Origin of the sequence: Pseudomonas sp. S44 (assembly GCF_016624805.1) — a bacterium.
Classification (GTDB): domain Bacteria; phylum Pseudomonadota; class Gammaproteobacteria; order Pseudomonadales; family Pseudomonadaceae; genus Aquipseudomonas; species Aquipseudomonas machongensis.
Window position 1 is genome coordinate 1 of sequence record NZ_JACVTY010000037.1, and the last position, 13,632, is coordinate 13,632.

9 protein-coding genes are annotated in these 13,632 nt (G+C 59.5%); 3 read left to right on the forward strand and 6 right to left on the reverse strand.

Annotated elements, in window-relative coordinates; translation table 11 throughout:
* Positions 1-134 precede the first annotated feature (134 nt).
* The 5 genes from IAE40_RS22190 to IAE40_RS22210 all read right to left on the reverse strand — a co-directional run bounded on the left by IAE40_RS22190 (position 135) and on the right by IAE40_RS22210 (position 7,241).
* The gene (locus IAE40_RS22190) at positions 135-869 is read right to left on the reverse strand and encodes a YkgJ family cysteine cluster protein (RefSeq protein ID WP_153774763.1); all 735 of its coding nucleotides are present in this window, start codon (positions 867-869) and stop codon (positions 135-137) included.
* Positions 866-1,177 carry a hypothetical protein gene (locus IAE40_RS22195; protein ID WP_054892507.1) on the reverse strand — a complete coding sequence of 104 codons (312 nt, stop codon included), beginning with the start codon at positions 1,175-1,177 and terminating at the stop codon, positions 866-868. The genes IAE40_RS22190 and IAE40_RS22195 overlap by 4 nt, the downstream gene beginning before the upstream one ends.
* Before the next feature lie 90 nt (positions 1,178-1,267).
* Positions 1,268-2,167 carry a chemotaxis protein gene (locus tag IAE40_RS22200; protein WP_054892508.1) on the reverse strand — a complete coding sequence of 300 codons (900 nt, stop codon included), beginning with the start codon at positions 2,165-2,167 and terminating at the stop codon, positions 1,268-1,270.
* A gap of 103 nt (positions 2,168-2,270) precedes the next feature.
* Positions 2,271-4,298, reverse strand: coding sequence for an autotransporter outer membrane beta-barrel domain-containing protein (locus tag IAE40_RS22205; protein WP_200603872.1), 2,028 nt, complete (start codon positions 4,296-4,298; stop codon positions 2,271-2,273).
* A 342-nt stretch (positions 4,299-4,640) separates the two neighbouring features.
* Positions 4,641-7,241 carry an autotransporter outer membrane beta-barrel domain-containing protein gene (locus tag IAE40_RS22210; RefSeq protein WP_200603873.1) on the reverse strand — a complete coding sequence of 867 codons (2,601 nt, stop codon included), beginning with the start codon at positions 7,239-7,241 and terminating at the stop codon, positions 4,641-4,643.
* 242 nt (positions 7,242-7,483) lie between these two features.
* Here IAE40_RS22210 and IAE40_RS22215 point away from each other — a divergent pair, with 242 nt between their 5' ends.
* Both IAE40_RS22215 and IAE40_RS22220 read left to right on the forward strand, forming a co-directional pair.
* The gene (locus IAE40_RS22215) at positions 7,484-9,454 is read left to right on the forward strand and encodes a hypothetical protein (protein WP_153774767.1); all 1,971 of its coding nucleotides are present in this window, start codon (positions 7,484-7,486) and stop codon (positions 9,452-9,454) included.
* Positions 9,455-9,512: 58 nt separating this feature from the next.
* Complete coding sequence (locus IAE40_RS22220; protein WP_153774768.1) at positions 9,513-9,860, forward strand: hypothetical protein; 348 nt, start codon at positions 9,513-9,515, stop codon at positions 9,858-9,860.
* 67 nt (positions 9,861-9,927) lie between these two features.
* Here the strand turns inward: IAE40_RS22220 and norR are convergent, their stop codons facing one another.
* Positions 9,928-11,481 (reverse strand): nitric oxide reductase transcriptional regulator NorR, encoded by a 1,554-nt coding sequence (gene norR, locus IAE40_RS22225; RefSeq protein ID WP_200603874.1) that lies wholly within the window; start codon positions 11,479-11,481, stop codon positions 9,928-9,930.
* Between the two features lie 231 nt (positions 11,482-11,712).
* Here norR and IAE40_RS22230 point away from each other — a divergent pair, with 231 nt between their 5' ends.
* Positions 11,713-13,539, forward strand: coding sequence for a hypothetical protein (locus IAE40_RS22230; protein ID WP_200603875.1), 1,827 nt, complete (start codon positions 11,713-11,715; stop codon positions 13,537-13,539).
* The last annotated feature ends 93 nt before the right edge of the window (positions 13,540-13,632 follow it).

Consider the following 13,632-nt stretch of genomic DNA (forward strand, 5'->3'; position numbering starts at 1 on the left):
CGCGAAAAAGACACCGCGCTGCCTGGCACGGGCTACGCCCGTGTTCGCGGGGCAAGTCGCAGCGGCGAACCGCCGCTCCCACAGGGATTGGGCTGGCTTCTAGATTTTGAGCCAGACAGTTGCTCCACACGCACTCAGAACCCGATAAAGGCGTAGTACACCGGCGCTTCGCCGGTCGTCAGCAGCCCATGCCCCTGCAGCCCGTCGGCCAGTTCGGCATCTTGCACATGGACAGTCCATGGCACGTGCGCTTGATCGCTCACCTGATCCAACGCCGCGAGAAACGCCTGCATGTCTGGCAGCCAGGCGGTAAAACCGTTGCCCTTGAGCGCGCTGGTGGTCATGCCCAGCGCCTGGCAGACGGCAACCTTGGCGGCGATGTCGTCGCGGTCGGCCTGGCGCGAGGCTTCGATCAGTGCGGCCAGTTGCGGGTCGACGGCCCTGTTGCCGACGATCAGTTGCGGGCCTTGTTGCCAGGCTTCGGGTGGGCAATCCTTGGCTTCGACGCGCAGAGGCAGGTGCGGGTTGACCTCGGCCGGATAGATACGACAGACCAGCGGGCGTGTTTCATAGATGCCGCACAGGTTGTTGGCATCCAGGTTGCGACAGCGCCCTGGATTGAAGGCCGCGAAGGTCACGGAGACCCGCACCTCTGCACTCCCGCAAGGCACGGCGAGCGAACGGCGCAGCACATGATCGCGTTGCTCGACCGGCATGCCCGGTCCATCGGTGATGAAGCCTTCGATCAGCACCACGACCTGACCGCCACTGGCAGCCCACTGGCGGGACTCGGCGAGCGTGAGGGGTACGTGGTGGCCGGTGCAGCACTTGCCGCAGCCGGTGCAGGCGAAACGAATGCCGTCGCTCACTTGGCGCCTGGCTTCCATTCGGTGACGTAGGCTTGCTGCTGGGCGCGGTCGTACAAGCACAGTTCGGTGCCTGTCTGGTTCTTCATGGATTTTGGCTTGTACACGCCTTCGATCAGCAGGGCGCTGTAGGCGGTGCGGTCGTCGAATTCGGCGGGCTTGCCCAGGGCGTGGGCGTCCTTGAACTGGCTGGCGGCCAGGCAGCGCTTGACCATCTGCTGGCGGTACTCGTTCCAGGCGTCGGGGCTGGAGGCCTGGGCAAGACCACTGGTCATGGCGAGGGCAATCAGGGCAATGCGAAGAAGGGTCATAAGCGGTACCGGCAAGAAAACCTCGGAAGGGGAGTGATTATGCCCGAGTCCTCCCCACCATCAAGTGAAGGCATTGTGTCGCCAGATGTATCAGCGCTCGGCGAACCCGACCGCTCGCGCCGCGACGACGAGGCAGTCGGTCAGCTCGGGCGAGGAGAACTTGGTGAGAATCGCGTTGGCGCCTGCGACCTTGGCTTTTTCGGCGCTCATGGCGCTGTCCAGCGAGGTGTGCAGCAGCACGTAGAGGTGCTTGAAGTCCGGGGTCTCGCGCACGGTGCGGGTGAAGGCGTAGCCGTCCATCTCGGACATTTCGATGTCCGACACCACGATGTTGATTTCCTGGGCGGTGCCCTGCAGCTCCAGCAGGACGTTGATCGCATCCTTGGCGCTGCGCGCGGTATGGCATTCGACGCCGAGGTGGCGAAGGGTGTGCACCGATTGCTGCAGCGCCACCTGGCTGTCGTCCACCACCAGGATGTTGGCGGCGGCCAGCAGGCTGGCGTCTTCTGCGCTGAGCTCGCCGGGATGCGTTTCAGGTTCCGGCGGGGCGATGCCGTGGATGACTTTCTCGATGTCCAGCACCTGTACCAGCGTATTGTCGACCCGGGTCACGCCGGTGATGAAGGAGCGGTTGCCCGAGCCGTAGGGCGGTGGCTTGATGTCGGTGCTCAGGCAATGGACGATGCGGCTGACCGCCTGCACGTGCAGGCCCTGGCGGGTGCGGCTGATGTCGGTGACGATCAGGCAGCCACCGTCCGGGTCGGCCAACGGCATTTCGCCGATCGCCCGCGACAGGTCGATCACCGACAGCGAGTTGCCGCGCAGGGTCGCTACGCCTTTGACGTGGGGATGCGACTCGGGAAGCTTGGTCAGGGGCGGACAGGGGATGATCTCGCTGACCTTGAGCAGGTTGATAGCCATCAGCTTGCCGCTGCGCAGGGTGAACAGCAGCAGGGACAGCGAGTCCGCGCGGGCATTTTGCGTGGCCATGGATAACCTTCGGGCATGTCGGAAAAGGGAGTGGATGCCGGGTTATCGGCCTTTGCCGTTCAGGCTTTAGGCAAAAAAAGAGGGCCTCGCGGCCCTCGAAAGATTACCAGTTGTAACGCACACCCAGGTTCACTCCCCACGGTTGTTCGATGTTGTTGCCTTTCATGTAGTCGAAGCCTGCATTCACCTGCACGGTGTCGGTCACCTGCGCGGCCACACCGGCACCGAGTTCGATGCGGCTGCCCGAGAGGTCGTTGTCGAACTTGTTGCCGTTGACCTTGACCTGATTGTTGCGGGCGAACTCGTGGGCTGCTGCGACCTTCACGTAGGGCTGCACGAAGCCGCCTTTATCCAGAGGGAAGGTACGGCCGACATGGCTACCGACCTTGCCCAGCAAGGAATCGGCATTGGCGGCGCTGGCGCGCATGCCGTTGTCCAGGTTGTAGCTGGCACCGTCGACCCACAGCGTCGACACCTGGGTATAAGGTTCGACGAACCAGCCGTCGTCCAGCTTGATGTGCTTGCCCACTTCGACCGAGGCGCCAATGCCGTTGTTGTTGTATTCGCCCTTGGCCTTGCGGCCATCGCTCATGCGCACGTCAGATGTGTTCTGGAAGCGGTTGGCCTTGATCAATGCATCGACGTACAGGCCATCGTCCGCCAACCAGGTGCTGTAAACACCGATATGGAAGCTGTCGACCTTGCCGCTGGTGCCACCGGACAGGTCCAGGTCAGAGCGGCTGTAGCCACCGGTCACCCCCAGCAGCCACTGGCCGCTGCTCGACGGCAGCGGCGCGTCGGCACCGAACGAAATGCCCTGCTGTACCTGGTCATAGGCGGCACCGGCGCCGGCAGACACCTTGTACTTGTTGCCGTAGGTGCGCATCCAGCCGCCACTCTGGGTGTTGCCGTTGCGCAGTTCACCCATGCGCGAGCGCAGGGTGGTTGCTTCGCCGTACCATACGGTAGGTGCGGCGCTGAACAGACCGGTGACTGTGCGTGTGCCTGGGGTGGTGGTATCGCCCTTGCGCACCAGGAACCAGTCGTCGCCGCGCTGTTCCAGTTCGTAGGCGAAGGTACCGAAGTCCACTTGGCCGCCGATCAGGTCGAACTGCGAGGTGCTGCCCTCGCCGGTGTGCACGACCTGATGGTCGATCACTGCGGCGTTCGGATCGGTGCCGGTGTTTTCCACCAGCAGGTGATGCTCACCGCTGGCCTTGCCGCTGACATCGACGAGGTCGCCCTGGCCGGTACTCAGGTCGGCGCCGAGGACAAAGGTGCCCGAACCGGACAGCTCGCCGAGTTCAAGACGGTTGAGGCCTGCGCTGCCTTCGACGCCGCGCAGGTTCACGGTTCCGCCCTCGAGGTTCAGCTTGTCGACACTGGAGTCACCGGTCAGGGTCCAGATCGAGGTGCCGTCCAGAGCCAGTGAACTGGCGTTGGTGATGGTGCCAGTGAGGCTGGCGTGGTTGGCCAGGGCCAGGTCAAGATGAGAACCATCGCCCACCACGATGTTTCCATCGAGCTGGCTGTTGTTCACCGACACATCGGCAGTGGCCTGGTCTGCCACTTCCAGAATGACACCGTTGCCACCGATCAAGACCGAGCCGTTGTCGATCTGGATATTGACCTTCTCCTCTGTCCGATCCCTCGTCACCTTGATAGCGCTGCCTTCACGCCCGATGACGGTAGACCTGTCGAGTAAAAGATTGGACTCCTTGTTGGCCGCGCCAGTGGTCGCAGAAAAAATCACGATGCCATTGTTGTCGCCGCTGACCACGCTGTTTTCACGAATCCTGGCGTTCGCGCCTGCCACTACTACGCCAACACCTCCAGGGATCAGGTCCGCCCCTGGGGTTCCGGCCAGACCTTCCACTTGCGTATTGCTCAAATCCAGCAGGGCGTCGTTGGTTACATTGATCCCTCTGGCTATTCCCGAAACGAAACTGTTGCTGATGCGGGCACTCGAGGCTTGTTCAAAACCCGAGAGACGTATGCCGAAGGCCTGAGCGTTAGGGCGCGCAGGATCGAGCTTGGCGATGATGCTGCTGGCGTCGATGACGGTATGGCTGTTGTAGAGCGTGATTGCGTTACTACCAACAGCGTTTACGCTGGCACCGTCGATATTCACCTGAGCATGATTGAATGCCGTGATGGCGGCAGTGGATGCTCCGGGTCGTACGCTGAGGGTCGCACCCACGTGGACGAGGTAGGAATATTCTGGAAAACCAGGGCTGACAATGAAGCGAGTCCCTGCCGGGACACTCCATTGTTCAGCTGTTGATACCAGGGGAACTATTGCCAGGCCTAGCGTGGCGAGGCGCAGTGATACAACAGTGGGCTTCATGATGAGACTCGGCCGGAATTGAAGGGCCGATATTTAATGCGTACGGATACCTGGAGGGATGCAGGGTAATTCCCTTGGGGGCCAGGAAAAATCCTACAGCGACCACTGGTTTCGCATTAAAGAGCCTCACCAGCTGAAGCGTACCCCTATGTTCACGCCCCAAGGCTGCTCGATGTTCTTGCCGTTGCTGTAGTCGAAGTCCGCATGGGCCTGCAGTGCTCCACTGAGCGTGGCAGCTATACCTACGCCAAGCTCTGCGCGTCCACCGGACAGGTCGTCATGGAAGGTGGCGTTGTTTACCTTGATTTTATTGTTGCGAGCGAATTCGCGTACGGCTGCGACTTTGACGTAGGGCTGGACGAAACCTCCGGATTCCAGTGGCAGCGTGCGCCCCAGGTGGGTACCCACCTTGCCGAGCAGCGAGTTCGCTTTGTTGTTTCTGGCACGCAGGTCATTGTCGAGACTGTAGTTCTCACCGTCGACCCACAAGGCAGACACCTGCGTATAGGGTTCGACGAACCAGTTGTCGGCGAGCTTGATGTGGCGGCCGGCTTCTACCGAGCCTCCCATGCCGTAGTTGGAATAGTCGCCTTTGGCCTTCTCGCCATCGTTCATGCGAACGTCTGCTTTGTTTTCGAAGCGGTTGGCCTTGAGTACGGCATCGACATAGTAGCCGCCGTCGGTCAGCCAGGTGCTGTAGAGGCCCAGGTAATAGCTGTTGACACGACCATTGCTGCCCAGGCGCATGCTCAGTTCAGAATCGCTGTAGCCGCCCATCACACCGACCAGCCATTGCCCATTCTGGCTGGGCAGGGCGGTGTCCGCGCCAATCGATATGCCTTGCTGGGTCTGCTGGTAATCGACCTGATCGGCCGTCGAGATCCGGTAACGATTCGCATAGCTGCGTGCCCATACCCCGCCCTGATTGCCGCCTTGGCGCAACTCACCCAGGCGGCTGCGCAGCGTGCTCAGCTCCCCATACCAGACCGTTGGCGCTGCACTGAACACGGCGATGGCTGTTTGCGCGCTGGGCGAGATGATCGGCGTCTGGGCTTGCACCAGATACCAGTCGGTATCACGTTGCTCCAGAAGGTAGGAGTAGGCGCCGACATCCACGGTGCCGGTTTGGCTGAGAACGGCGAAGCGCGCATCTCCTCCTTCGGTATGCACGACACGTTGCGGCAAATCGCCCTGTACGGGCTCGGCACCGGTATTCTGGATCAGAAGCCCGTGCTGCCCTTGAGCCTGCCCCTGGATATTCACCAGATCGCTCAGGTGCCCTGCCAGGTCGGTACCCAGAACGAAGGTGCCCGAGCCCTGAAGGCTGGTGGCCGTCAAGGTGTGGAAGGGGCCCTGAGCGGGGCGCAGGTCGACGGTTCCACCGTTGAGGGTCAGGGCTCCGACACTTGAATCATCGATCACGGCCAAGCGGGATGAAGCATCCAGCGTGGTCTGGGAAACATTGCGCACGGTACCGGTGAACAGCGAGCCGTTGGTCAGGTTCAGCACACCGGGTGTTTGCGCATCCTGGATCATCTCGCCGGTCATGCGGCTGTTGTCAAGCGACACGCTGGCTGCATTGCTGACCGTACCGTCCAGTGTCGAGGCGTTGCGCAGGACGACTTCGGTCTGACTTCCTGCCGCAGAGATGACGTTTCCACTCACGCTACTGGCATCCAGGCTCAGGCTGCGCACGTTGTTGATATTGCCATTGAAACGCGAGCCGGCTGCCAAATCCGCGGTTGCGCTCGAGCCTAGGGGCTGGTTCAAGTTGCCGTCGACTGAGCTGGCGTCGAGTTGCAAGCTGCTGAGGTTGTTCAAGTCGCCTGTCAATTGTGCGGCGTTGATCATCCTTAGATCGGCGAGCCCACCTTGGGCAACTTGGATATTGCCCGTCAGCGTGCTCGCGTCGATCAAAATGTCTGCCTGAGCCACCCTGCCTGCCAGGTCGCCTGGTAATCCCACCTCGATCAGGGTCTGGTTGGCGGCAATCAGCGTCGATCCATTCGCGATGACGATCTCGGCGGACATGGCTTGAGCGCTCTGGTTGCTGACCACGATTGCACTGCCGTCCTGCGATGTCAGGCTGGAATTGTCCAACTCCAGGCGTGGCGCTGTATTGTCGCCCCCCGAACCGAATAGGCCTGCGCCACGATTGGTGCCCGTGGCGTTGCTGTTACGCAGGATCGCCTCGCCACCGACCAGCGTGATGCCCAGTCCATTACCCGCTACTGTACTGCCAACCACCCCTGAACCGATGATCGTCGAGTCGATGAGCGTAGCGCTGCTACCTCCCGACACGTTGAGGCCTCGGCCTGTGCCTGAAATCGTGGAGTTGGTCACCAGCACCGTCGAGCCCGGGGCTACGGCGCCTACTCCTCTGATGACCGAAAGACCTGTATCGCCCGTCGAACTCAAAGTGGAGTCCTTGATTGTTCCCGTGGACTCGGTGAGCACCACACCTCGTTGTGCGCCGCCTGTTACCGACGCTCCGTCCAAGGTCACCGTGGAGCCGGGTAGCGCAACGACACTCAACGTGGCGCCGCCAGGCGTCACCGAGAGTGCTGCGGCGTTAAGGGTCCAGGTTTCGGGGGGAGAGCCCGCACCGACTGTCGCGCTGCTGCCCGGCGCCAGACTCGCCGCCAGGGATAAAGGACTGATTGCAAGAAGCAGCAAGACCGATGGCGAGCGATAAGAAACGTGCTTTTCGATACAGTCCTTCCTCATGTGACTAGCTCCCTAGGTGCATGCATGAGTGCCCAATCCTTTGCAGCGATGCCGTGGCGTTACTGTAGACCACGTTGCGTTTTGTGCACCTGTTAAATTTGCTAGGTTACAGACGAGGCTTGCTTCATCAATATGGATCTCGCAAGTCATCCCGACGCCCTGCCATGGCGCTGTTGAGGTTTTCCGTCGGCTTAATATTGATGGTGCTTGATCCATATCAAGCACGTGCGAGAGGAATCTTTATGAACAGTAAAGTCACGATTGCTACCACCAGTAGAAAACACAGCGGTATTCGCATTCTCGCGTTGCCGGAATTGACCGTTCCCGCGCGTGATGCAACGCGCGGAATTATTCCCATTATTGAACTTGATAACGACTTGGAGGTGAAGGTTCCCAAAAGTAGCGATCTACGACCAGGTGACTTTATTCGCTTGTTCAACGCCGGAACCTGGTTCGGCGATGAATTGGAAATTACTCAGGCGGATCTCGATGACCCCACGCTCACCGAGTTCACGTTAATTTATCCTCAGAGTGAATTCCCCGCGCCAGGAACTGATGTCACCGTTGCACTGGACTACGGTATCTATGATCCCTTTTCCGAAAATGGGCAGCCCTCTCAGCGTGTAGTGAATACCCGTTTTGACCGTCGGGCAGCGGGAGGTGCGCAGTTACCGCCCATTGCCTTCACCGAGGAGCAACTTAGTGGTATTACCGAAGCGGACATGGTTGCTGATGTGCTGCCACTTGTAATTAGCCCCTATCACTACGGCGAAGCCGAAGACAAGATAGAACTTTGGCTGGGCACCTCTGCCGATGAAAGCTCCGGTACTTGGTTGGTGCCCACATTCGAGGTCACCAATCCCACCTTGAATGTGCGCGTAGAAATTACTCGCCAAGAGCTGGAAGACGCGGGAGATGGTCTGCGCTACTTTGCTTATCGCGTCACTGATTGGGCAGGCAACATCAGTGGGATTTCAAGCACCACTCCAATCGAGGTGTTCCTCCAGTTGCCTGCGTTGGATGCACCACTTGTACCGGAAGCCGACGATGGGCTGATCACCTACAATGATGCCAATCCCAGCGTCGGCGTCGCTATCCCCACCTATGACGGCGCCTCGGCGGGCGATTCTATCGTACTGAGCTGGGGGGCAGCGAGATTGGCGCCCTATGTCCTCACTCCAGCCGATGCGATCAACGATCCGCTGGTCACCCTGGAAGTGCCATATGCGATCGTCAGGCAGGAAGGCGATGGCAACATCAACGTCCGGTACCAGATGAGCCGCGCAGGGCAGCCCCCGATTACCTCTGGCGATACTCCTGTAGAGGTGAATCTGACCACCCCTGGCGGACCTGACCCCGACCCGAATCCGGAGCTGCCGGAGCACGGGAACATCAAGGCGCCAACGATCAAATGCGGGACCAGCCCTGATAACACGATCACGCCGGGAGATTTTGGCAAAGATGCCGTGGCCATCATCACGCGTCCAGGCGTTGACAACAAGCCGATCTGGCTGGTGGATGATGTGATTCAGTTGCACTGGCAGAATATTTCCAATCCGGAACTTACGCCCGTTACCGTCACGGTGAGCAATGAGCCGGCGAATATCAATTACCCGATTCCGTTCACCGGTGTTATCGATCAAACCGGATCTGGCGAGTTCGATGTGTACTTTACCCTCACTCGGGAATTACCTGCCAGTCCCAACCCTGTACCGGTAACGGTTCGTTCGCCGATTCAGCGTGTCAGAGTGACTGCCGGTGCTGAATTACCGGGCGATGGTAACCCGCTGAATCAGGCGAGTTTCCCTGATGCAAACTCGCGGAATATCATCACGCGCGCTGTCGGTATGGCAGGCACCGTGTTCCGTATTCCATTGGCCGGTGTCTCCAATATCGAACTGACGAAGAATCCAAGGGTAAGCTACGATTTCGTGGGTATCGAGACACCGTTAAACCAGGTGACTCCGCCACCACCGCCTTTCACACCGATCGAAGCATCGCGTATCAAGATGGCGGGTGTTGCCCTGACACAGAGTGACTTGGACACTGGTTATATTGATGTGCCGCTGCCGTACAGCCTCACGTACTATATCTGTCGAAATGGGGCCATTGTCGATTACACCATCGAAAACGATATCGGCCCAACTCAAGCCAGCCAAGGATATGTCTATTTTGCGCTGAATCAGGGGGGCGGGACCTGCACACTGCCTTGAGCTAAGCGCGGTGACTGTTTCTTCCCAATACAGCATTCATTGTAAGGTTGAATACGAAATGAACCAGATTTTAAAGATAGCTCCCCTGCCACCGATCAACTTCACCGACGATCAGCGCCAAGGGATTACAGACGAACTTTTGCAAGACGACAAGTTGTGGGTGAAAATCAACCCTTATTTTGGCGGCCAATCCGGCGATACGGTCGAGTTGTGGCTGGGCGATAGCCAGAATTCTGGGCGTTATTTGCAACCCGTCTATACCGTCGATGATCCTGCCGAGTTTACCGAGGTGGCATTTACGCGTGCCGAATTGCTTGAGCACAACCAAACACGCGCCTTTTTCGGATACCGCATCAACGAGAGGGAGCGGTCGTCGCTGGTCGGTATCAACATCGACCTGAGTTAACGCCCAACCTATGATGCAGGATGATCGTGTCCGGCCGCCGCTGCGTCCGGACGCGATCATCCGTGTGTCAGCGTACCCCCAGTCGGCGCGCCAGCCGACTCAAGTTGGCGCGGTCGATACCCAGTTCCCGAGCGGCCGCAGCCCAATTGTCTTCATGGCGCAACAGACACTCCTCTATGAGCTGGCGCTGATAGGCGTCCATCGCTTCGCGCAGCCCCCCTTCAGGCAATGGCAACGCTTTTATCCCCGCGATATCAGGTGAGTGTTCCTTGATGGCTGACGCAATGTGCAGGTCCAGGTCGACTGCGTCCAGGGTGAGTATGCGTGGACGTTGTGGATGCCGACCCAACGCCTTGAGCGCGGAGCGGCCAATGAGGTGCTCCAGTTCGCGTACGTTGCCTGGCCAGTCGTAGGCCAGCAACGCTGCCTGGGCCTCTGCGCTCAAACGCAGGCTGTCCAGGCCCAGCCGAGAGCGATTCTGCTCGAGGAAGAAACCGGCGAGCAGCAGTACGTCTCTGCCTCGCTCGCGCAACGGCGGTACCTGTAGCGGGTAAACGCTGAGGCGATGGTAGAGATCGGCGCGAAAATGCCCGTTGCGCACCTCGCTGGCGAGGTCTCGGTTAGTGGCGGCGATCAGGCGCACATCGACCCTGTGTTCTTGATCCGAACCCAGGCGCTGCAACTGGCCGCTTTGCAGAACCCTCAGCAGTTTGGCCTGCACTGACAGAGGCAGTTCGCCCACCTCATCGAGAAACAGCGTTGCGCCGTCGGCCAGTTCGAACTTGCCACGGCGCTCACTGTGCGCGCCGGTGAAGGCGCCTTTGACGTGACCGAACAGCTCGCTTTCCACCAAGGCTTCGGGCAGTGCGGCGCAGTTGAGGCTGACCAGCGGTTTGTCCGCACGTTTGCTGGCCTGGTGCAGCGCCAGTGCGACCAGTTCCTTGCCGACACCCGTCTGCCCGGTGACCAATACGGTCAGGTCGCTGCCCGCCACCAGGCGAATTTCTTCCAGCAAGTGCTTGTGCGCAGGGCTTTGGCCAATCAGTTCCCTGTGCTGATCGTTGACCTGTCGATAAACCTCGGCGCGTTGTTGCTCGGTTTCCACGCGCAAGGCCAGGTTCTCGATGCGTTCGGCCACGGTCACAGTGGCGGCAGCCAGGCTGGCGAAGGCCTGCAAGGCATCCAGTTCAAGGCTCTGGAACTGGCCCGGAGTAAGGGCATCGAGGGTCAGCAAACCCCATGGGCGCTCGTCGACCATCAGCGGGCAGCCCATGCAGTCGTGAACCTCCAGGCCTGCTTCGAGGGTGTTGACCAACCCATCGTAGGGGTCCGGCAGTTCGGAGTCGCTGGCAAAGCGAGTCGGCTGCGATCGGCTTAGCAATATCTGGAAGCGAGGGTGTTCGCTGACCTTGAAGCGTCGCCCCAGGGTGTCTGTGGATAAACCGTCGACGGCAAGCGGTACCAGCCACTCGCCATCCAGGCGCAGCAAGGCAGCGGCATCGCAGGGCAGCAAGCTGCGCATGGCTTGCAACAGACGGCGATAGCGCTCCTGGTCAGGCAGGTCGCGAGAGAGGTCGCTGACCAAGGGGAGGAGGGCGGTGAGCAGGGGTTTTGCGAACATGCGGGCGTCCTGGAGCGGCGTCTGGGGCATACGGTCGCGAGTTGTCTGCTTGACGTCAAGATCTGCCTGCCGCGTGACATGAGGTTACTCGGCATTCTTACCTGGTAAATCTGTCAGGTTACGCCCTCGTCGGTAGTGGATAGAGTTGGACGACACCTTATGCCACCCGTCCCGTCTGACGGGTAAGGCAACGGCTGGGTATCCTTTCAATCGGGCGAAGGTATTTTTCCAATGACCAAACAAGAGATATTTCTCAGCAAATTTCCTGTTTCAACCATGGCAGATGCATTGCACCCACTGGTTATCACGGATATGGACTCTGGTGGCCTACCGCGCGATGGCTTGGGTTGGAGTGAGTTGTTCGATCCTACCCGTGTCGTGTCGATGTCAGCCAAACTGCCGGACGTCGTTCGAGTGGGCGATGAAGTCAGCCTTTTCTGGACATCTGTCAAACCTTCCACGCAACCACCTCAAGCCCCTCCGACAGAGGAGCCGGTGCAGTTCTACCTATTGGATGCAGAAACCGAGGCGCGGGGCTGGTTGAGCTTTGGCGTGGTACGCGATGACCTGAATCTACCGGTAGACGATGATATTCCTTACCCATACTTCGGTTACGTCTTCTATAGGCTGTATGACCCGCTCGCCGATGAAACACGCTACTCGGAGTATCGGGAGGTGCTGATCGATCTTCGTGTGCCTGGAGGGCTCGATCCCAGGCCAGGATCTCCGGCCAATGAAAACCTTGTCGCGCCTATAGTGACGCCCTCCACGATCGACTCCCCTACCACCCCCGTGAGGGTTACGATCGAGGCATGGGATTTCATGCAGCCGGATGACCAGATCACACTGGTCTGGAACGGTGCTCGTCATGTCGGGAACCGCCTGGTCGCGGGTGATGTGGGTAAGCCATGGGTGATCAACGTTCCCGCTGAGTTGATCAGGGAGGGTGGGAGCGGTGAAAACCTGCTGGTGTATTACGAAATCCGTGATCGGGTGCAGAACTACTCGCGTCCCTCCCCGCCTACTTACGTGAAGGTCGAAGACCCCAACGCACTCGAGGCCCCTGAAGTGGAGGGAGCGGAGAATCCACCCTACAAATTGGACCTGGCAGCGTTGGACGGTGACGATGTGACCATCTACCTACCTGACTACGAGGGGTACGCGAGAGGGGATTCCGTCACCATGCACTGGGTTGGGCTAAGTGCCGAAGCCGATGGTAAGCAGGTGCCGTATGATTGGCCGGCCAGAACGATCAATGGGACCAGGGACAAGATCTTCATTCTGCCGTATATCTACGCGGCCCTCGTGGTGAACGGTCTCGCTACCGTGTATTACGAGTCCACACCTGCTGCCGGCGGTAATGCCAGACCCTCACGTCGGCGCTCGATCATCATCGTCGGTGAGGGCATTGCGTTGCAGCCCCCGGTTCTGCTCGAAGCGGTAGGTGACGAGATTGATCTGACCAGCCTGAGCGCCGAGGAGGTCCATGTGCGAGTGCCCGTTTACCCAGGGCAACGGGTAGGGGATGTAGTTACGCTGTTCTGGACTGGCAAGGTCGGTAACGGCGGTGGCATGACCTGGCAAACCGACCTGACGGTTCCCGTCGGTGGCGAAAAAGTCGAGCTTGTGTTCGAGGTGTCGTTGCCTTACCTGAGCCCATTGGTCGACGGTACCCTCACCTTGAGTTATTCGGTGCATACCCCCGAGTTCGATATCAGGCGATCCTCGCCCGAGAACGTCTACAACGTTGTGGACAGTGGGGCAGCCAATTTGCCGGCACCGACCTGCGCCCAGGTAGAAGGCAGTGGTGCCGGTGCGTCGATGCCCTCGGGTACCGAGAATGCAATCATCGAGATCCCGGAAAGTGCAAGTCTGCGTGTGAACGATGCAGTCACGCTGCATTGGGAAGCGGCTTCTGGGGGTACCCCGCCAGCTTACACCGAGACCAAGACGTTCACGGGATTCCCATTCAGCTTCACTGTGGGCAACGCGGTGATCAAGTCTTTTGAAGATTTTGATGTGTCGGTGACCTACTCGGTTCAGCGAGCTGCTGCGTGATCGATGTGTCATGAGGGGCGGGCCGTTGAGCCAGGGATCACTCACAGGCTCAACGGCTTGGTCATTTTGACTATTGCAGTCATTATGACTTCA